Source organism: Photorhabdus caribbeanensis, assembly GCF_018448885.1.
Classification (GTDB): domain Bacteria; phylum Pseudomonadota; class Gammaproteobacteria; order Enterobacterales; family Enterobacteriaceae; genus Photorhabdus; species Photorhabdus caribbeanensis.
Window position 1 is genome coordinate 13218 of the sequence record NZ_RCWB01000044.1, and the last position, 21563, is coordinate 34780.

Genomic DNA, 21563 nt, shown 5'->3' on the forward strand with positions numbered 1-21563 from the left:
TAAAATCCGGGAGTTGCTACCAATGGAATTGTCCTCACTGACTGCTGTTTCTCCGATCGATGGCCGCTACGGCGATAAAGTCAGCGCATTACGTACCATTTTTAGTGAGTTTGGCTTACTGAAATTTCGAGTGCAAGTTGAAGTACGTTGGCTGCAAAAACTGGCGGAATGTGCTGAAATTAAAGAAGTTCCCGCTTTTGATACAGACGCAAACGCTTACCTGAATGAGATTATCGCAAATTTCAATGAACAGGATGCAATGCGCATTAAAATTATCGAACGCACCACTAACCACGATGTCAAAGCGGTGGAGTATTTTCTGAAAGAAAAAGTTGCACATGTTCCTGCACTACACAAAGTTTCTGAGTTTATTCACTTTGCCTGTACTTCTGAAGATATTAACAATCTAGCTCATGCGCTGATGCTACAAACCGCTCGTGAAGAAGTACTTTTACCACAATGGCGTCAGATAATTGATACCATCAAAAAAATGGCGAGTGAATATCGAGAATTACCACTGTTATCTCGCACTCACGGCCAACCGGCCACCCCTTCCACAGTTGGCAAAGAGTTTGCCAATGTCGCTCACCGGATGAAACGCCAATATCGCCAACTGGAACAAGTCGAAATACTCGGCAAAATTAATGGCGCCGTGGGTAACTATAATGCCCATATAGCCGCTTACCCACAGGTTGATTGGCATCAGATTAGTGAAACTTTTGTGACTTCACTAGGCATCAAATGGAACCCATACACAACTCAAATCGAACCTCATGATTATATTGCTGAATTGTTCGATGTTATCGCCCGTTTCAACACAATCCTGATCGATTTTGACCGTGACATTTGGGGTTACATCGCACTTAACCATTTCAAACAGAAAACGGTTGCCGGTGAAATAGGTTCTTCCACTATGCCACACAAAGTCAATCCAATTGATTTTGAAAACTCAGAAGGCAATCTGGGGCTGGCAAATGCAGTATTTGGTCATCTGGCAAGTAAGTTACCGATTTCCCGCTGGCAACGTGATCTGACGGATTCAACCGTATTACGTAATCTAGGTGTTGGCCTCGGGTATGCTCTAATCGCTTATCAGTCTACGATGAAAGGCTTAAATAAGTTGGAAGTCAATGAGCAGCACTTGCTGGACGAGCTAGATCAAAACTGGGAAGTACTTGCTGAACCTATCCAGACAGTGATGCGTCGCTATGGTATCGAAAAGCCTTATGAAAAACTCAAAGAACTTACCCGTGGTAAACGCGTCAATGCTGAAGGAATGAAAATCTTTATCGACGGGCTGGATTTGCCGGAAGAAGAGAAAATTCGTCTGAAAGCCATGACACCGGCAAATTATATTGGCCGTGCCATTACACTGGTTGATGAATTGAAGTAATTTATATTCAACAGACGGATAAAACATCCGTCTGTTGCTATCCTTATATAAACCAATCCCAAACACACTTTAAAGTTATATTCTCTATTTCGATTTAACGTCTTGCTGTTACAGATCCATGTATCTAACATGTTCAGCCAGAACCATTGCATTGAATTTTTTACCGGCAGTTTTGTCTATATAACAGTCCGAATGAATTGATTGTTACAATACTGCCTGCTGGAGTTGAGAAGGATTATTCCATGCGGATATTGATCGTTGAAGACAACATGTTACTGCGTCACCATTTAACGGTACAGCTTCGTGATACCGGTCATCTAGTTGATGCCGCGGCAAACGCCAAAGAAGCCGATTATTACCTGGTCGAGAGCGAACCCGATATTGCTATTGTTGATCTTGGCTTGCCCGGAGAAGATGGGCTGAGTTTGATCCGCCGCTGGCGCCAAAGAGATGAAAAACTCCCCATTCTTGTTCTGACTGCCCGCGAAAGCTGGCAAGAAAAAGTCACGGTTCTTGATGCAGGAGCGGATGACTATGTTACCAAACCCTTTCATCTTGAAGAAATTATTGCCCGTATGCAGGCGCTCCTACGCCGTAATAATGGGCTGGTTTCTCAGATTATTGAATTTCCACCTTTCAAAATTGATCTGTCACGCAAAGAATTAACAGTTTACGGAAAGAGCGTTAAATTAACGGCGTTTGAATACCGAATCATTGAAATATTGATGTGTAATAGCGACAAAGTTGTCACTAAAGAGTCATTAATGCGCCAATTATATCCCGATGCTGAACTGCGCGAAGGCCACTCCATCGATGTTTTAATCGGCCGACTCAGGAAGAAAATATTAGATATCTGGCCCTATGAAGCTATCGTAACTGTCCGTGGTCAGGGCTATCGTTTTGATGTGTAACACTTTCATAGGCAAAAAAGTGCTTAAGCACAAAAAGCAGCCTTTCTCACTCCGTACCCGGTTTTTAATGGCAACGGCTGCGGTTATTCTTGCTCTTACCATGTCTTACGGTATTGTTGCCATTGTCGGTTATCTGGTCAGTTTTGACAAAACTGCTTATACCCTGCTACGCAGTCAGAGTAACCTATTTTTCAGCCTTGCTCAGTGGAATAATAATAAGCTGGATATTTCAGTACCCCCGAATTTCACCCTGAATAACCCATCATTAGTTCTGATTTATAACAACAAAGGCACCATCCTTTGGCGCCAACGCCATATCCCAAAAGTCGAAAACTCTATTCCTAGTGAATGGTTAAAAGAAGACGGTTTATATGAACTGGATACTGACTTAAAAAGCAGCCGCGACTTACTAAAAAATTCAGCTAACACACAAGGGCAATTAGGTAAACTTGATGCACTTGACGAAAACGAAGATAACGAGCTAACTCACTCGGTTTCCGTCAACAGATATAGCGCAACAGCTCATCTGCCAGCATTAACTATTGTAGTCATCGATACCATTCCACAAGATTTACAAAAAACGGTTATGGTGTGGGAATGGTTTGGTTATGTATTGATTGCCAATCTTATTCTGGTTATTCCATTGATCTGGCTTGCAGCACATTGGAGTTTACGGCCAATTAAATCGCTTATTCATCAGATCAGTTCGTTAGAAAAAGGTGAACGGGAAAAACTGGATGAAAATCCACCGACAGAGCTGCGGGGGCTAGTTCGTAATCTTAATGTGTTGCTCAATAATGAACGCAACCGCTATACAAAATATCGGACAACACTGGCTGATCTGACACACAGCTTGAAAACGCCACTGGCTGTTTTACAATCAACTCTTCGTTCTTTACGTGACAGCAAACAAATGACTATTCAACAAGCAGAACCTATCATGCTGGAGCAAATTGGCCGTATTTCTCAGCAGATCGGCTATTATCTACATCGAGCCAGTATGCGCAGTGAACATAGCGCCATTATGCGAAAAGTTTCTTCTGTTCCTGCTCTACTTGATAGCCTGTGCAGCGCTTTAACAAAAGTCTATCAGCGTAAAGGAGTCAGCCTCACGTTAGATGTCTCACCGGAGATCACTTGGCTTGGTGAGAAAAACGACTTTATGGAAGTCATGGGTAATGTGCTGGAAAACGCCTGTAAATATTGTCTTAAATTTGTTGAGATCTCTGTGGCGATCGATCATGATTCGGTCATGATTATTGTCGATGACGATGGTCCTGGAGTGCCAATTGAAAAACGAGAAATGATTTTCCAGCGAGGCCAACGTGTTGATACTTTGAAGCCCGGTCAAGGGCTAGGATTGTCAATTGCTTCTGAAATTATCGAACAATATAAAGGTGATATCAGTATCAGTGACAGCCCACTTGGTGGCGCCAGAATTTGTGTTATATTCCGATGCCAGCAAATTAATGATGACGATTAGTTAAATATGCCAATGCAGTCTGATACTGGGTTTAACTATTCGTTATAATACCCTGAAATTCACTTCACACTCAGGATGTCACTATGGACTATCAGTTGAATCTGGACTGGCAGGCATTTTTGCATAATCATTGGCAAAAACGGCCTTTACTGATTAAACAAGGCTTCCGTCAATTCATTGATCCCCTTACTCCCGATGAACTAGCGGGTCTGGCTATGGAAAATGAAGTTGACTGCCGCCTGGTCAGCCAGAAAAATGGCCGTTGGGATGTCTCTCATGGTCCATTTGAAAGTTACGATCATTTAGGTGAAAAAGAGTGGTCACTGCTGGTACAAGCGGTTAATCACTGGCACCATCCTTCCGCCGCATTAATGCAACCATTCCGCGTATTATCTGACTGGCGGATAGACGATCTGATGGTGTCCTTCTCCGTTCCCGGTGGTGGTGTTGGTCCGCATCTTGACCAATACGATGTGTTTATCATTCAAGGAATGGGCCGCCGTCGCTGGCGCGTTGGGGAAAAGCTACCAATGGAACAGCGCTGCCCTCACCCCGATCTATTACAGGTCGATCCCTTTAATGCCATTATTGACGAAGAAATGGAACCCGGTGATATTCTCTATATCCCACCTGGATTTCCACATGAAGGTTATGCCATCGAAGAGTCACTAAACTATTCAGTTGGTTTCCGCGCCCCCAATTCCCGAGAACTTTTCAGTAGCTTCGCCGATTATGTGTTGGCTAATGATTTAGGCAGCTATCGTTACAGCGACCCTGATCTGACTTTCCGCGAAAATCCAGCACTGGTCCAGCCGCATGAACTATCAGCGCTACACGCCATGATGAACGAGTTATTGGCACAACCTGACACTTTCCAGCACTGGTTTGGTGAATTTATCTCTCAATCACGACATGAACTTGATATTGCGCCACCAGAACCACCTTATGAAAGTGATGAAATTTATGAATTAATGAAACAAGGTGAAAATCTCCACCGCCTTAATGGACTACGAGTTATAAGGATTGGTGATCAGTGCTTTGTTAACGGTGAATTAATAGATACGCCTCATATTAAAGCGGCTGATGTTCTTTGCCACTATTATGAAATTAATGCCGAAATGCTTGGTGAAGCGATAGATGATGTTCGTTTTATCAGGCTGCTCACTGCATTGGTTAATAGTGGTTACTGGTACTTTAATGATTGATACCTCACTTCAAGAGGTTAATTTCAATAGAGTTATCAAAGATCATTAATTCTGTTTAGCACCTAATTTAGTTATTAACTCGCTGCCTTTGAATCAGCTCCTCTGATTCAAAGGCAATTTTGGGATTTGTCTATTAAAGGAAAACACAAATAAATTATGGTGTTGTATCACTCAAAAAGAAAGCAAAACCTATTGATTTATCTCATATACCGGAAAACAAGCAAATTATCGACTTAGTTAATGCTGCACAACGACTGACTTATTTCCGATTTTTTGGACAACAATGCAGTTAATTCAGCAATACGCATGACAACACTTACAGCCTGTTCCATACCTTCCAACGAAACAAATTCATGTTTACCATGATAATTATACCCTCCCATAAATATATTCGGGCAAGGTAGACCTCGGAATGATAATTGCGCGCCATGAGCACCACCACGAATAGGTTTAATAACGGGTTCAATATTACAATCTAGCATTGCCTGTTTGGCAATCTCAATCACATGCGGATATTTGATAACTTCATCATGCATATTGTAATAATTGTCATCGATAGTCAGTTCGATATAACAACCCGGATGCAACCCCTCACCAACTTTTTCAGCAATTTTGATCATTTTCTTTTTACGCTCTTCGAAGTTATTCCGATCAAAATCACGAATGATATAGTGCATTTCAGCACGTTCAACCGTGCCTTTAATACGTTGCAAATGATAGAAGCCTTCATATCCATCGGTATGTTCCGGTGTTTCTTCTGATGGCAATGCCTGATGGATATGGATCGCCAACGATAAGGCATTGATCATCACATTTTTAGCATTACCAGAGTGAACATTATTGCCAACAATCTTAACGGTCACTACCGCTGCATTGAAGTTTTCAAATGCCAGTTCACCTACACCACCGCCATCTACGGTGTATGCCCATTCAGCATCAAATGAATTAATATCAAAATAGCTTGCTCCCTTACCTATCTCCTCATCAGGTGTAAACGCAATCCGAATATCACCATGTAAGATATTGCTATTTTTCAGACGAACCATTGCAGTAATGATTTCTGCAATACCCGCTTTATCATCGGCGCCAAGCAGTGTTTTACCATCGGTGGTAATCAGCGTTTTCCCCAACATGTTATGCAAGACAGGAAACATAACCGGCGATAACACTTCATTACCCGCCCCCAGCGCAATTTCACCACCTCGATAATTTTCCAGCATTTGCGGGCTGACATTTTTTCCAGAGAAATCAGGTGAAGTGTCAAGGTGAGCAATAAAACCGATAGCAGGTACAGGCCAAGATGTATTGGCAGGTAATGTCGCCATCACACAACCATGAGCATCCTGTACCACATTGGAAAAACCTAATTCGATCAGTTCCTGTTTCAGCGCGTTAGCGAGTTCGAGCTGTCCATGACTACTGGGAATAGTCTTCGCTGACGGTTTTGACTGAGTATCAAAGGATATGTATTTAAAAAAACGTTCTAGTAATCTGTCCATTATTCTCTTCCCCCAGGGATTTTGTTACCCATTATGAGGAAGAGAAACACAATAATTATTGCGTCAAATCAGCTTTAAATTCTTTAATACTATCAATTAACCTTTTGACATACTCATCTACGATCTTACTGGCAGGGCCATAATGCTTTTCATCAAATAAACTTTCTACTTGACTCGGTTCCAGGTTCAGCTCCACCGTGTGCGCCCCTGCCAGTTTAGCTTCATGTACAAATCCAGCCGCAGGATAAACATGACCAGAGGTGCCGATAGCGATAAAAATATCTGCCTGAGCCAATGCAGAATAGATCTGTTCCATCTCCAAAGGCATTTCACCAAACCAAACAACATGTGGACGCAATGGCGAGGGGAACTGACAACAATGGCAGCGTTCATCTGTCGTCAAATCACCTGTCCACTCAAACACCTGCCCAGATTGGCAACAACGAATTTTGAACAACTCACCATGCATATGCACCGTGCGATAGCTGCCCGCCCGTTCATGAAGATTATCGATATTCTGAGTAATCAACAAAAAATTATCGCCAAACTCATGCTCCAACGCTGCTAAAGCATAATGCGCTGCGTTCGGTTTTATTTCTGATTGCTGAAGTTGATGACGCCGAGCATTATAAAATGCCTGCACCAATTCTGGATCTTTCTGAAAACCTTCAGGTGTAGCAACATCTTCCACCCGATGTTCCTCCCACAATCCATCAGAGGAGCGGAAAGTCCGAATACCCGATTCGGCCGAAATACCGGCCCCCGTCAATACCACGATGTAAGGTTTTTTCATATTAAGCGCCAATCGATTATCCCTATAAAAAATCCGGCTACGAAATCTCTGCTGTCTCAAACGCTTAACCTTACGAAGCCGGCCAAGCCGACTAAGCCGACGACGAACTCGCATACTGATTTCCTTCAAGATTTCTTAAATGCTGCTTAGGTTTCTGTTTTTTACACCATAACGCTTTTGGTTAGCTCATGCCAATAATAGATTAATTATTTCCCACTTAAAATTCGCGCCGGATCAAGTCTACTTGCCCGTCTTGCCGGATACCAACTAGCGAATAAACTCAGAATCAGAGCCGTCGCCAGAACATACAGAACATCCATGCCATGTAACTCAGATGGCAGGAAATCAATGAAGTAAACATCACCGGAAAGAAATTGATGCCCGATCAACTTTTCCAACCCATGAATAAGCGCTGTCAGATTCAGTGATGCCAACACACCGGCTACAGCACCGGCAATACTGCCTGTCATACCCGTCAGTAACCCATACCAGAGAAAAACTGCTCTAATTTGCCTATCTTTAGCGCCGAGGGTTCGCAGGATAGCAATATCACTACTTTTATCTTTTACCGCCATAATCAAGGTAGAAACGATATTAAAACACGCCACGCCAATCACCAGAATCATCGCCAGATACATAATGCTACGTACCATCTGAATATCATGATACATATAGCCATAATTTCTCATCCAACTACTGATATAGACATACTCCTGTGATGCTTCCCCAGCAGACCTTACCCGCTGATCAGCAGCAAATACATCATCAACCTTGAGAGCAATGCCTGTGATCCCTTGACCATACTCCAAATATTGTTGAGCATCAGCCAAAGGAATCAGAGCCAAGCTATGATCAAGCAAGCCGCTCAATTGAAAAATTCCGCTAACCTGTAAACGAATTCGTTTTGGTTGCAACAATTTCATCTCAGGATCATTGTTCGGGATCATAACAGTCAGCCAGTCACCCGGCTTAACCTTCAAGGCATTAGCAACTCCCTGCCCCAGAATGACCTGTTGATGACCAGCCTGAAAATTTTGCCAGGCGTTATCCTGTACAAATTGTGGTAATGAGCTGACCTGAGCCTCAGTGGCTAAATCAACCCCTTTCACCTGAACCGCATGCAAGCTGGCGCCTTTTTCCATCAATCCAGTGAAAGTAATATAAGGTGAAGCAGCAACCACGCCGGTTGTGTTTTTTACCCGTTCCAGCGCAGGCTGCCACTGTTCAAAAGGCTGGTGGACCGTATAAATTTCACCATGAGGCACAACAGAGAGGATGCGGTTTCTCAATTCTCGTTCAAAACCATTCATAGCGCTCAAACCAATAATGAGAACAGCAACGCCAAGCATAATCCCTAGCGTAGAAATCACAGAAATCAGAGAGACCATACCACCACGGCGGCGCCCACGACTAAATCGCAAGGCTGTAACCAAAGAGAGGGGCAAATTCGCCATTACAACGCCCCCGCGAGGGTCAATTTATCCTGTAAATAGCCATCACGCATCTCCACCTGACGATTTAATCTGCCGGCGAGATTTAAATCATGGGTGACAACCAGAAATGCCGTGCCTTGCTGCCGGTTAAGCTCGCCCAGTAATGCAAAGATGCTATCTGCATTATGTAAATCGAGATTACCGGTAGGTTCATCCGCTAAAACTAAAGAGGGCTCATTAACCAATGCTCTGGCAATTGCCACACGCTGGCGTTCACCTCCTGATAATTCTGATGGACGGTGATGAGCCCGCTTCTCCAAACCAACGGCCGCCAGCATTTCTAATGCTTTCTTTTGCGCCTGACTACGATTTTTACCGCCAATCAACAACGGCATAGCGACATTCTCTATCGCATTAAAATCTGGCAACAGATGGTGAAATTGATAAATAAAGCCCAATTCATGATTACGCAGTTCTGCCCTAGCCCCAGAGGACATTTTATTCAAAGAGCGCCCTTTAAACAGGACTTCACCAGAAGTCGGCGTATCCAACCCACCAAGCAAATGCAGAAGCGTACTCTTACCTGAACCGGAACTTCCCACAATCGCCATCATTTCACTCTGATTGATAGCAAAAGTGACATTTTTCAGCACTTCGGTCAGTACTTGCCCTTCCTGATATTTTTTACACAGATTATTACACAACAATAGTGGTTGATTATTCATAACGCAAAGCCTCAGCAGGTTGGACGGCAGCAGCACGCCAGGAAGGATATAACGTAGACAATAGGGCAATCACCATCGCTGAAATTGCGATTGTAACAACTTGTAGCGGTTCAATGGCAACAGGCAGTTCAACACCTGATGTCAACAGGCCAATCAGCGGCATTAAGTTATTAAGCTGACTGGAAAGTAGAACACCAAGCCCAGTTCCCAGCAAAGTGCCGATGATCCCGGCTCCGGCTCCCTGGATCATAAAAATCGCCATCACCTGACGCCGTATCAGTCCCTGTGTTTGCAAAATCGCCACTTCTCCTTGCTTTTCCATCACCAGTAAACCAAGCGAAGTAATGATATTGAATGCAGCCACAGCAATAATCAGGCTTAACAATAAGCCCATCATATTTTTTTCCATCCTGACCGCTTGGAAAAACTCACCTTTACGTTCGCGCCAATCTTTCCACAACAACCCTTCAGGCAAGGTTTGTAAGCTCAAACTATCTACAGTCAATGGTTCTGAAAGATAGAGACGCCAACCAGTAATGTTACCTGGCGGATAGCGCATCAGACGAGCAGCATCTTGCTGATTAACCAGAATCTGTGTGCCATCGACTTCGCTATTAGATGTAAAAGTACCAATAACAGTAAATAGACGCTGACTCGGAATACGCCCCATTGGCGTCAACTGACTTGCACCAGGCACCATCAGGCGAATGCGATCACCACGTTTTACGCCAAGCTCCCCGGCTACTCTTTCGCCCAAAATGGCATTGTAGTTACCGGGCGCAAGTTGATGACGATCAGCGCCAATCAAATATTCAGTCAGCGGCTCATATTCATCAGAAGTGATGCCCAACATCACACCGACACCGACATTCCGGGCGCTTTGCAATACCACATCCCCCGTCACCAATGGTGTAATCTTGTTAACCTGCTTAAGATCCGCAAGTTCACTGGCAGGATGCGCTTTTGGGTCTAGCGAACCGTTTGCCGACGTCACAATTGCCTGTGGCATAAAGCCAAGAATACTGTTTTCCAATGAACGCTCAAAACCGTTCATCACAGACAATACTGTAATTAATGCAGCAACACCGAGAGTAATACCAATTGCTGATAGCCATGAAACAAACCGACCAAATTTGTCAGCCGCCCGGCCACGCATATACCGTAAACCTATAAATAATGAGACAGATTGAAACATGAAATCTGTTACGCCCCTGTTGCCAAAGCAAAGTGTTCGGGGATAATAAAGGGTAGTTATATTTTATGGAACCACCAACACCCAGATTCTGTGGTTTTTTTATTTTCTCTCAACCAGCCTGCGTGTTTACTCGAAGACTATATATGCGTCGAAAGCCGTTAGGAATGGACTGAATCATAGAGAATACATTTACGCTTATGTCCTCAAAATATCGTTATGAACTTCCTGAACGCCGCGGTGATAACCGTCAATTAGGTCGACTTATTGGCGCTGCTTGCGCTGTAGAGTGTGCTGAGATTATCGAACGCCATCAAGGGCCTGTCGTACTGATAACTAAAGACATGCAAAACGCCTTGCGTCTGCATGATGAAATCCATCAGTTTACCGACTGCCCGGTTGATCTTCTTTCCGACTGGGAAACACTGCCGTATGACAGCTTTTCTCCCCATCAGGAAATCATTTCCAACCGTCTGTCTACACTTTACCGTCTGCCGACGATGACCAAAGGTGTTTTAATCCTGCCGATAAATACCTTAATGCAACGGGTTTGCCCTCATGAGTACCTTAACGGACATGCGCTGGTTATGCATAAAGGTCAGAGACTCTCACGGGACAAACTCCGTACTGAACTGGAACAAGCTGGCTATCGTAGTGTCGAACAAGTTCTTGAGCATGGCGAATTTGCTACTCGTGGCGCACTACTTGATCTTTTTCCAATGGGAAGCGAGCATCCTTATCGTATTGATTTCTTCGATGATGAAATCGATAGCTTACGCATTTTCGATGTTGACAGCCAACGCACGCTAGCTGAGGTTAAACAAATCAACCTATTGCCTGCTCATGAATTCCCAACAGATAAAGAGACTATTGAACTGTTTCGCAGTCAGTGGCGGGAACGTTTTGAAGTCCGTCGTGACAGCGAGCATATTTATCAGCAAGTCAGCAAAGGTACGCTACCGGCAGGGATAGAATACTGGCAACCGTTGTTTTTCAGCCAACCTCTGCCTGCATTGTTTGATTACCTGCCTGATAACACACTGATTCTTAGCCAAGAAATCAACAATGCCGCTGAACGTTTCTGGCAAGATATTCAACAGCGCTTCGAGAGCCGTAAAATTGATCCAATGCGACCTCTCCTCCCCCCAGAAGAGCTTTGGCTTCCGGCGGACAAATTATTCTCAGCGCTAAAAAACTGGCCCCGTATTCAACTTAAAGCGGAAGAATTGAGCAAAAAAACGAGTCACGTAAATCTTGATTATCAATTACTGCCCGATCTCTCCGTTGTTGCGCAAAATAAGGCGCCGCTGGATAAACTTCGCCGTTTTCTGGAACAATTCAGTGGCTGCGTAATTTTCTCCGTCGAGAGCGAAGGACGAAAAGAGACATTACAAGAACTATTGTCGCGAATAAAGATTAAACCAATTAAAATCAATAAATTAAATCAGGCGCAACAACCTGGTCACTTTTTGATGATTGGTGCCGCTGAACATGGTTTTATCGATACGAAGAATGAAATTGCTCTGATCTGTGAAAGTGACATGCTCGGTGAACGTGTTGTTCGCCGCCGTCAAGACACCCGCCGCACGATTAATACCGATACCCTGATCCGTAACCTTGCTGAATTACGCCCCAATCAGCCGGTGGTCCATTTGGAGCATGGCGTTGGCCGCTACCAAGGGTTAACTACGCTGGAAGCAGGTGGTATCCAAGCTGAATATCTGATCCTAAGTTATGCCAGCGACGACAAACTCTACGTTCCGGTATCTTCCCTGCATCTAATCAGCCGCTACGCAGGTGGGGCTGATGAAAATGCCCCATTACACAAATTGGGCGGAGAAGCATGGAACAAAGCTCGCCAGAAAGCAGCCGAAAAAGTGCGCGATGTGGCCGCGGAACTGCTCGATATTTATGCTCACCGCGCCGTAAAACCTGGATTTGCTTTTAAACATGATTGGGAACAATACCAACTGTTCTGTCAGAACTTTCCATTTGAAACGACCCCAGATCAGGAACAGGCGATTAACGCCGTTCTGAATGATATGTGTCAACCAGTCGCTATGGATCGCCTAATTTGCGGTGACGTAGGATTTGGCAAGACCGAAGTCGCGATGCGCTCCGCATTTCTGGCAGTCCATAATGACAAGCAAGTGGCGGTCCTGGTTCCGACCACCCTACTGGCTCAGCAACACTTTGATAATTTCCGCGACCGCTTTGCTAATTGGCCTGTACGTATTGAGATGATATCCCGCTTCCGCAGCGCCAAGGAACAGCAACAAATCGTTGAAATGGCAGCCGAAGGTAAAGTTGATATTATTATTGGCACGCATAAACTGCTACAAAGCGACCTGCGTTGGAAAGACCTTGGTTTGTTAATTGTCGATGAAGAGCACCGGTTTGGTGTTCGTCACAAAGAGCAGATCAAAGCCATGCGTGCCGACGTCGATATTCTGACCCTCACTGCAACTCCCATTCCACGAACGCTTAATATGGCAATGAGCAGTATGCGGGATCTGTCAATTATTTCGACCCCACCGGCTCGTCGTCTGGCAGTTAAAACCTTCGTGCGTGAGTATGACAACCTAGTTGTGCGAGAAGCCATACTGCGTGAAGTTTTGCGCGGTGGTCAAGTCTACTACCTCTATAACGATGTTGAAAATATTGAGAAAGCAAAACTGCGTCTCGAAGAGTTAGTACCAGAAGCACGGTTCGCCATTGGTCATGGGCAGATGCGTGAACGAGATTTGGAACGAGTGATGACTGATTTCCATCATCAACGATTTAATGTTCTGATTTGTACCACAATTATTGAAACAGGCATCGATATTCCAAGCGCCAATACCATCATTATTGAACGTGCTGACCATTTTGGCCTGGCCCAATTGCATCAATTGCGTGGACGCGTCGGGCGCTCCCACCATCAGGCTTATGCTTACCTACTGACGCCACATCCGAAAGCAATGACCACCGATGCACACAAACGTCTGGAAGCGATCGCCTCCCTTGAAGATTTAGGCGCCGGTTTTGCACTAGCAACTCACGACCTTGAAATCCGTGGAGCTGGCGAACTCCTGGGTGAAGAGCAGAGTGGTCAGATGACAACCATCGGTTTCACTCTCTACATGGAGATGTTGGAAAGTGCTGTCGATGCACTAAAAGCAGGCCGTAAACCTTCACTTGAAGACTTGGCCAATAGCCAAACTGACGTTGAATTGCGGATGCCTATTTTGTTACCTGATGACTATATTCCTGATGTCAATATGCGTTTGTCTTTTTATAAACGCATTGCCAGCGCCAAAGATGAATCAGAATTAACGGAATTGAAGGTTGAATTGATAGATAGGTTCGGCACATTACCTAATCCGGGGCGTCATTTATTACAATCAGCAGCTATTCGCCTGTCAGCTCAGAAATTAGGTATTAAACGAATAGAAGCCCATGATAAAGGAGGATTCATCGAGTTTAGTGAGAAACATAAAGTTGATCCAACTTATCTTATCGGTCTGTTACAGAAACAGCCCGAAATCTACCGGTTAGATGGCCCCGCTAAACTGAAATTCATCATAGATCTGAACGAAAGAATGGCACGCCTGGAATTCATTCAGCAATTACTTGATACTTTTAAACATCATCAAATCTGTCCTTAAATTATTTCCACTTCCCCTATGATTGATTGCCAGCCTGTGGGGAAGTACTGCGATTTTATTCACATTGCATAACTCTTTTTTTCTATATAACCCCGTAAAAATTGAGATTAATATTCATTTTTACTATTGAATAATTATGCCGTTATTCATTTATAAATATTTATTCTAAAATAACAATCATATGACAATATCTATATGAAATGAAGATGACTAATCTGATTGGATTAGAGGAAAATTTTATTTACGAAAAATAATAACTAAATATGGTCATAATCGTAATAATAGCCTTTATTATCAACCTCATGCAGCAGTTTACTTTAATGATATTTTCTTCCTTTAAAACCATAACTTCTAATTATAAAAAACCACATCATATAATTATTAACAATATATTAATAGCGAAAAAACGCCTTATTTACCTTATTCAGAATCAATTTCAGAAAAAAATGACTAATAAAAAATTATCCTCAATCTCGTTTCACATCGCTCATTTAACTTTAACTAGTATCCAACTTAAGTGATCGTACCAGTTGGCGAATGTTTTAATAACTCTATTAAACGGTGCCTTAATGTAACAATCAATCAAATATATTGACTAATTATATAAATCATATTCAAACATATTGTTTATTACTAAATAGATTATTAGATATTCTTAAATATTATATTATCTTTTAATTGCATTATCTTACACTTCGCCTATACCAATTAGTTGAACCGCTATTTATCTATTTTAAAAATAGATATATTTGCAACAAATATATGAGAAATCGTAATTATGCAAATTACCACCGCTAATAATATTACTTCAGAGAATGTTTCCACCAGCAATATTTCTATACAGATTCTGCGTGAGTTATTGCAATATCGCAGACGCCTTACTGACTCAGGGAGGGATTCGGCTAAAGAAGAAGAGATTGTTAAAACTGTACAATTGCCTAGAATTGAACAATTTATCAAGAACAAAAAACCTATAGAATTTATTTTACCAGCATTCCCAACAAAATCACCAAACAGAAATAAAGTGCTTGGTACTGCTCCCGATATGGCAGAGCGTCTATCTTTAATTTTTCTTAATTCTCTTTGCCAGCGTATCCAACTTTATTATCCGCCTGGCGCCCGCATTATTATTTGCTCTGATGGGCATGTTTTTGGTGATCTGATTCGTGTCAATGATACAGTTATCAGTCAATATCATGAAGATATTAAACAATTACTTCATGAAGTGGGTGCTATCAATTTAAGTACATTTAACCTTAATGACGATAAAGAACTCTGCGAACATAGTGACGATTTCAATTTACAGAGACATCTGTTAGTCAAACATTATGCCCGTTCAGAAGAGTCTATCAAAGATGAACTGTTGCAAAATAGTGATGGATTACAATTATATCGTGCAGTCACCCGCTTCTTATATGAAGACAGCTTATTACCCGGCTATACCGGCTCAAACAATGCCCTACAAAAAGATGCCAAACAAAGGGCCGTCGGTGTTATTCAACGAAGTTGGGCGTGGGGAAGTTTATTAGATACTCATTTTCCAAAAGCCATACGTTTATCTATTCATCCTCAGCCAGCAAATAGCATTAAACTTGGTATTCATATGATGCCAACCCGGGATGATTGGTTAACCCCTTGGCACGGTGTCGCAGCCAATGTAAATGGACAATTCATACTTATGAAACACAAAGAAGTCCAGATGATGGGTGGAAAGCTAGTTAATATTCATGGAAAACCCAGTCACTATGTGATTTAAAGAGAAATTATAATTTAAAGGAAAATAGCGATGACAGAATTAAATAACTTCCAGACAGAAGAGATAACCCCATTTGGTTTAAAAATTACGCCTCAATATTCTGATCAACATATTGATACATTATCAGTGGAACAACTGAAAGAACTAGCGAGAAAACACCATCTGCTTATATTACGTGGTTTTAAATCTGATTTATCTGATCACGAAAAATATGAAGCATATGCCCGTCATTGGGGAGAAATAATGATGTGGCCGTTTGGTGCTATTTTAGATGTTCGTGAACATCAAGATGCTACCGATCATGTTTTTGATAACAGCTACATGCCGTTGCACTGGGACGGTATGTATAAACCGACAATTCCCGAATTTATTATGTTCCATTGTGCCCACGCACCTGAAAGTGATCAGGGGGGCAGAACAACCTTTGTTAATACTCGTCGTGTTGTTGCCAATGCAACTCAACAGCAGCTAGAACTATGGAAAAATATATCGATTACTTATCGCATTAATAAAGTCACTCATTATGGCGGAGAAGTTCATTCTCCTCTACTGGAAGAACACCCAGACGGAAATGGATACGTTATCAGATATAATGAGCCAGCAATAGATGGAGAAAAATTCCTGAATAAACATGCTATTGAATACCATAATATCAACCCTGATCAAGTAGCGGAATTTCAGCAAAATTTTATCAATATATTATATGATAAGCGCCATTTATATGCTCATACATGGAAAAAAAGCGATCTAGTGATTGTGGATAATTTCTCTCTGTTACATGGGCGTGAAGGATTTACTTCAAAATCAGAACGGCATTTACAGAGAATCCATATTCAATCTGATCCAGTATTTAATAATCTGGCGTTAAGATCATAGTATTCTTATATATACCCGTCATCTTTCGAGTTGCCTCTTTTTTGGCTGCACTCGCTCACCCCGGTCACATAGTTATCTATGCGCCCGGGGATTCACTCCTTTGTCGTCGCGAAGCATCTTGAAATCCATAAGGTATAGTAAAAATGGCTTACTGGATTCACTGGATAGGTGGGCCATCTTAATCTCGCAAGGGTATTATCGCTCTTGAGTAAATTATTCAATGATTAATAAGAATTTCGCCGCACACTTACGAATCAAGTAACAATTAAATGGTCTGAGCTCAGCAAAATACAGTACTCAGACCTTGATGAACGAATGATTTAAATTGCCTAACTTTTGGGAGCAATTCACAAGGTCGAGTTAGTTTTGACTGTCATATTTTTTGAATAAATATGGGTTGCAAAAAACTCACCTACTCTTATTTAACATCGTTTGCAAAATAGTTTAATTTTAATCATTACTTTATAAATGTTCTTTTAACTCGAATAGATATAATAAAATAAGGAACCCATATACATACATAAAACACAGTTCTAAAAAATAAGAAGAGATAACTATAATCCAGTTTTATTTCATATACATAATGAGCCAATGCTAAATCGGTTATTACAAATAATGAAGTAAAAACTAAAAGGATAATGTAAAATAAAGGTGTTTTTTTCTTCTTTTTAAAAAAAAGAATTGATGTATAAAGTGCAACTCCAAAAATAATGGTAAAACAAATAAACTCAAATCCTATAAGGATACGTAATTCACCTAGAAAATCATAACCAGAGATCAGGATTGTCATTGTTTTATATGCACTAAATAAAGAACTTAATATTGCAAAGATAATATTTATTGCCGGAAAATAGAGAAATCCGCCGATTCCACTCAGCTCTTTCTCCTCACATGTGGCACAAAAATCTGATTCATGTAATGCTGGATTTTCACATTTAATACACTTCATAAAACTTCTCCAAATAATAACCTCAATCCAAAGATTGATTATTAACTTACGTAAATCGTATAGGTGATAGTATATAAACCAACAACTTATTAGCTCTATAAATACCCCTATTTTTAATAACCTTATTTACATCTCCAAGTGAAAAAAGAAATATTCCATCTATAAAAAACGACATAAGCACTTTATTACCAATTACAGTACTAACTGCGCTACCTAACATTGAGATTGTAGGATCTTCCCCTTTAACTTTACTTCCTAAATAAGCGCCTCCTGTATTAACAAGGGTGCTAAATAGTGTTCCTTTACCTTGAGTTAATGCGCCTGTTCCTACCTCTATAGTATATCTATTGCACTTATAGTGTTCTCTTGGGAGGATTTACCTTCATTTAGCATAGCGGTACCCAGACTGGATGCTGACCGACCGTAATCCGCCATCCCTTTGGGTAAGCTCAGGGCATTATTATCCGCAACAACCCATTCCATTGCGAAGTTGATTACCGAACACCGATTTTCCCTGCGCACTCAGTCAGTTACCACCCATTTTTTCCAGTGAGGTTTGAGGCTCGACCCACAACGCCCCGACGCGACTTTTTAGCCTGTAAGCCACTTTGCTCCGACTTAATCAACTACACCTTAAATGGTCAGATGGTTGTCCAACATTTACAGTGTAGTTTACGAAGCCAAGGTTTATATTCAGTCAACTGGAGTTGCTATATATCGTTCGAGTACATAGACGTCACTGACATCACATTCTGGGTAAATCCATTTTGCCCAGTTATCTATAATCCATTGGGTGCTTAATCCCCTTGTTTCAATTAAACTACATTCTGCTGGTAGTTTTACCAATATCAACCCAGCCTTATATCCAGAAGAGACAATTAGTCCATATGGGCGTTCATCGTCCTGAGTTTCAAAAACCATAAAATCAACTTGTTCTTCATAGGGCCATGTTGCCGGCAACCTGAATACGGTTCCTCTGGATATATATTTTTCTATATGATCGATGAGTTTCATTATTAAAAGTTTCAATGAGTCTTTTGGTTCTATTCCCGCATTACGGCGATTTCCATCACCACCAAGAGTATGTTTAAGATTTGATTTATAAACTAACTCATTATTCGCTGTCACTGGATTAGGTACTGGTACAGCACTTCCTTTGACTCCTTTTGCTCCAGATTTACTGATCCCTCCGGCCGCTCCCGCAGACGCCGCAATTCCCGTCTACCCCATAATCTTCACGATTTCCTGGGTGGTTTCTTCTGAGCCTCCGGTGATTTGGGCACGATGGAGCACTAAATTCCGTGATGCGTCAATATTCGACATGGCACCGCGTAAATCTGCCCATTCCCGCACTTCTACTGGCGTGAGGGAATCCAGTCCCTGCATTCTGGCTTTTTCCTGAATTTCGCCTATCCGAGCACTGTAATCACCTTGCAATGCCCGCAGCTCTTTAGCAACGGCAACGCACTGGTCAGCCCCTGAACACGTTGCTATCCGCTCTTGAACCTTGTCATATTCCTGCCGATATTTATCCCTGACAGTCGCACGGCAACTGCTATCACCCTGACAATTAACCAGTTCCTCACTTCTTGAACGATTCTGGTCAACGCTTAGATGATTATTGTCTACAACAACGCATTCCATTGCGAAGTTGACTGCCGAACACCGATTTTCCCAATGCACTCAGTCGGTTACAATCAATTTTTCCCGGCACGGTTTGATGCCCGGCCCATAACGCCCCGACGCGACTTTTTAGCCTGTAAGCCACTTTTCTCAGACGTAATGAACAGCCCCTTTTAAATGCCGGATGATTATCTAGCATTTGGGGGCAGTTCACTGTGGTCGGAGCTAGTCCAGTTACTCTAATTAATAGTCAAATTTATCAGCTAGTACACCTGCTGCACCTACACCACCCGGAGTTAATGCCTCAGCGACCTAAATATCTTCATTATTTAGGCCAATTGCTGGCGCAGCTTTACACCCTTCCATTGCATCTCGTGCCATTGCAGCAATTTCAGTTGTGGCGGCCACAATCTGGGCACCACCGGCTATGCCATTCCTCCCGCAGAGACAATTAGGTTTCCATCAGCTATACCTTTAGCAATATTAGCCTTGCACGTCGTATCGCAATCTGGTGTTTTACTTAACCAGAACCCAAGATCCGAGCCGGCTGCTGCGCCAAGGACATTATTATTCGCCACTATTGTCTATGTACGGCGATCTTTCTAATATTTCCTCAATTTTTTTCTTGGCTCTTAATACCCACTTTTTATCTAATACACCTAATATTTCTAGCTCTTTTTTAAAATAAGCTCTACGAAAATCTTTACTTTCATCATTCCTATTCTTTAATTCATATTCAGATGCCATTTGGCTAGCTACACTTTCCATTATCCAATATAGCAGCTCATTTAAATCTTCAGTTGTTTGCCTAAATATTTCATATTCTCTTTCAGAGTAAATAATATGATATTGATTATTATCAATAACTATATATCCAGAACCATCACCAACAGGCTTTGAATAAACTATCAACATCGATTTAGGTGCATTAATCTTAGCACCTAAAGACCACACTTTTTCCTGTATTTCATTTATGGTTAGCATTCTTTACTTCCTTTACATATCCATTTTTTATAAGCCAATCAACATTTACCCTCTCAGGGAAATTCGGCAATATCTGAACTCCTCCTCCAGGCTGATCAAACGCTGGCGCAATTTTGCCTTGCAGTACCGGAAGTGGTTTAATTACTTCATATTCATGGTATTTTCCTGCTTTAGAACCAGGAGCCAGTGCTCGATTTTCATAAGGAACTCCTTTGGGAGACAAAAACGCCCCATTTGCACTACCATATCTATCCAGTCTAGTACCTACAGCTAAAACATCTTCTTTCGGGGGTTCAGCAAATCCTAATTTAGGTGGCCAATTCCATTCAGTATTAGATTTTCTAAATTTATCATAGGATGAGTATCCTCCCGATTCACTATCTGTTATAGCACTATCTTTATTAAAGTTTCTTGATGTTTTTTCTGAGCCAGATGACACCTCTTGATATTTATTCAAAGACAAATACATTTTAGCTGCTGCAAACTGTATCAGCTTCGCTTCACTGGTAGGTATCCCTCCGGCAACAATTTCCGCCGCTTTCTGTGGCGTCATCTGCTCATTTGATAACACGACATCCAATGGAACACCAAAGAAATTACCCCACGCAATAATCAAACCTTTTGCTGGGTCCTGACCATCAGGGACTTGCCCTTTTAGATAGTGAGTTAAGGCTGCGTTGATTTCTTCGGGTGTTGCCCCAGATTGGGCCATTTTTTGAGCCAGTGAACCCGCACCTTCAAAATGTTTAGCGCCTTCGGCACCGAACAAACTTCCCATGCTAAGGGCATTATTATCCGTAACAACGCATTCCATTGCGAAGTTGATTACCGAACACCGATTTTCCCTGCGCACTCAGTCGGTTACAACCCGTTTTTTCCAGTGAGGTTTGAGGCTCGACCCACAACGCCCCGACGCGACTTTTCAGCCTGTAAGCTACTTTTCCCAGACGTAATGAACTGCCCCCTTTTAAATGCCGGATGATTGTCTAACATTTGGGGTACAGTTCACATGGATGGGATTTTACTTTAGGCAGTAATAATAATTTATTGTCGAAGTGACAATGTTTTTCACTGTTTCTTTTTCTAAAATAATA

At 42.0% G+C, this 21563-nt stretch carries 20 protein-coding genes; 7 read left to right on the forward strand and 13 right to left on the reverse strand.

The features are described 5' to 3' along the window. The first annotated feature begins 22 nt into the window (after positions 1-22). The 4 genes from purB (at position 23) to EAE90_RS20540 (ending at position 4992) form a co-directional block, all read left to right on the forward strand. On the forward strand, positions 23-1393 hold the full coding sequence (purB, locus tag EAE90_RS20525; RefSeq protein ID WP_214055065.1) for an adenylosuccinate lyase: 1371 nt from the start codon (positions 23-25) through the stop codon (positions 1391-1393). A gap of 242 nt (positions 1394-1635) precedes the next feature. Continuing rightward, positions 1636-2304 carry a two-component system response regulator PhoP gene (gene phoP, locus EAE90_RS20530; protein ID WP_214055066.1) on the forward strand — a complete coding sequence of 223 codons (669 nt, stop codon included), beginning with the start codon at positions 1636-1638 and terminating at the stop codon, positions 2302-2304. Positions 2305-2323: 19 nt separating this feature from the next. Beyond that, positions 2324-3787, forward strand: a complete 1464-nt coding sequence (gene phoQ, locus EAE90_RS20535; protein ID WP_214055067.1) for a two-component system sensor histidine kinase PhoQ — start codon at positions 2324-2326, stop codon at positions 3785-3787. Between the two features lie 83 nt (positions 3788-3870). Beyond that, entirely contained in the window at positions 3871-4992 is a 1122-nt protein-coding gene (locus tag EAE90_RS20540; protein ID WP_214055068.1) for a ribosomal protein uL16 3-hydroxylase, read from the forward strand. A 233-nt stretch (positions 4993-5225) separates the two neighbouring features. Here the strand turns inward: EAE90_RS20540 and pepT are convergent, their stop codons facing one another. The 5 genes from pepT to lolC form a co-directional block, all read right to left on the reverse strand. Continuing rightward, positions 5226-6491 (reverse strand): peptidase T, encoded by a 1266-nt coding sequence (gene pepT, locus EAE90_RS20545; protein WP_214055069.1) that lies wholly within the window; start codon positions 6489-6491, stop codon positions 5226-5228. A gap of 55 nt (positions 6492-6546) precedes the next feature. Continuing rightward, positions 6547-7398, reverse strand: coding sequence for a Sir2 family NAD+-dependent deacetylase (gene cobB / locus EAE90_RS20550; protein WP_214055070.1), 852 nt, complete (start codon positions 7396-7398; stop codon positions 6547-6549). Between the two features lie 92 nt (positions 7399-7490). Then, positions 7491-8738, reverse strand: coding sequence for a lipoprotein-releasing ABC transporter permease subunit LolE (lolE, locus tag EAE90_RS20555; RefSeq protein ID WP_214055071.1), 1248 nt, complete (start codon positions 8736-8738; stop codon positions 7491-7493). Further along, complete coding sequence (lolD, locus tag EAE90_RS20560; RefSeq protein ID WP_214055072.1) at positions 8738-9442, reverse strand: lipoprotein-releasing ABC transporter ATP-binding protein LolD; 705 nt, start codon at positions 9440-9442, stop codon at positions 8738-8740. Before lolD ends, lolE begins: the two co-directional genes overlap by 1 nt. Further along, complete coding sequence (gene lolC / locus EAE90_RS20565) at positions 9435-10637, reverse strand: lipoprotein-releasing ABC transporter permease subunit LolC (protein ID WP_214055073.1); 1203 nt, start codon at positions 10635-10637, stop codon at positions 9435-9437. Before lolC ends, lolD begins: the two co-directional genes overlap by 8 nt. A gap of 197 nt (positions 10638-10834) precedes the next feature. Between lolC and mfd the strand changes: the two genes are divergently transcribed. The 3 genes from mfd to EAE90_RS20580 all read left to right on the forward strand — a co-directional run bounded on the left by mfd (position 10835) and on the right by EAE90_RS20580 (position 16913). Then, the gene (mfd, locus tag EAE90_RS20570) at positions 10835-14281 is read left to right on the forward strand and encodes a transcription-repair coupling factor (RefSeq protein ID WP_214055074.1); all 3447 of its coding nucleotides are present in this window, start codon (positions 10835-10837) and stop codon (positions 14279-14281) included. 778 nt (positions 14282-15059) lie between these two features. Further along, entirely contained in the window at positions 15060-16037 is a 978-nt protein-coding gene (gene pvcA, locus EAE90_RS20575) for an L-tyrosine isonitrile synthase (protein ID WP_214055075.1), read from the forward strand. Positions 16038-16067: 30 nt separating this feature from the next. Beyond that, on the forward strand, positions 16068-16913 hold the full coding sequence (locus EAE90_RS20580; RefSeq protein WP_214055076.1) for a TauD/TfdA dioxygenase family protein: 846 nt from the start codon (positions 16068-16070) through the stop codon (positions 16911-16913). A gap of 457 nt (positions 16914-17370) precedes the next feature. Here EAE90_RS20580 and EAE90_RS20585 read toward each other — a convergent pair whose 3' ends face one another. The 8 genes from EAE90_RS20585 to EAE90_RS20620 all read right to left on the reverse strand — a co-directional run bounded on the left by EAE90_RS20585 (position 17371) and on the right by EAE90_RS20620 (position 21283). Beyond that, positions 17371-17862 (reverse strand): DUF2569 domain-containing protein, encoded by a 492-nt coding sequence (locus EAE90_RS20585; protein WP_214055077.1) that lies wholly within the window; start codon positions 17860-17862, stop codon positions 17371-17373. Positions 17863-18195: 333 nt separating this feature from the next. Beyond that, positions 18196-18345, reverse strand: coding sequence for a hypothetical protein (locus EAE90_RS20590; RefSeq protein ID WP_214055078.1), 150 nt, complete (start codon positions 18343-18345; stop codon positions 18196-18198). 210 nt (positions 18346-18555) lie between these two features. Continuing rightward, positions 18556-18990: an Imm45 family immunity protein gene (gene imm45 / locus EAE90_RS20595; RefSeq protein WP_339921753.1), complete on the reverse strand. Its 435-nt coding sequence runs from the start codon at positions 18988-18990 to the stop codon at positions 18556-18558. A gap of 93 nt (positions 18991-19083) precedes the next feature. Continuing rightward, a complete protein-coding gene (locus EAE90_RS20600; protein WP_246551006.1) occupies positions 19084-19506 on the reverse strand; it encodes a hypothetical protein in 423 nt (140 codons plus the stop codon). Then, complete coding sequence (locus EAE90_RS20605; RefSeq protein ID WP_214055079.1) at positions 19481-19684, reverse strand: hypothetical protein; 204 nt, start codon at positions 19682-19684, stop codon at positions 19481-19483. The genes EAE90_RS20600 and EAE90_RS20605 overlap by 26 nt, the downstream gene beginning before the upstream one ends. Before the next feature lie 226 nt (positions 19685-19910). After that, on the reverse strand, positions 19911-20063 hold the full coding sequence (locus EAE90_RS20610) for a hypothetical protein (RefSeq protein ID WP_160297707.1): 153 nt from the start codon (positions 20061-20063) through the stop codon (positions 19911-19913). Next, the gene (locus tag EAE90_RS20615; protein WP_040154273.1) at positions 20053-20469 is read right to left on the reverse strand and encodes an Imm63 family immunity protein; all 417 of its coding nucleotides are present in this window, start codon (positions 20467-20469) and stop codon (positions 20053-20055) included. The genes EAE90_RS20610 and EAE90_RS20615 overlap by 11 nt, the downstream gene beginning before the upstream one ends. Continuing rightward, positions 20453-21283, reverse strand: a complete 831-nt coding sequence (locus tag EAE90_RS20620; protein ID WP_214055080.1) for a TNT domain-containing protein — start codon at positions 21281-21283, stop codon at positions 20453-20455. The genes EAE90_RS20615 and EAE90_RS20620 overlap by 17 nt, the downstream gene beginning before the upstream one ends. Positions 21284-21563 lie beyond the last annotated feature (280 nt).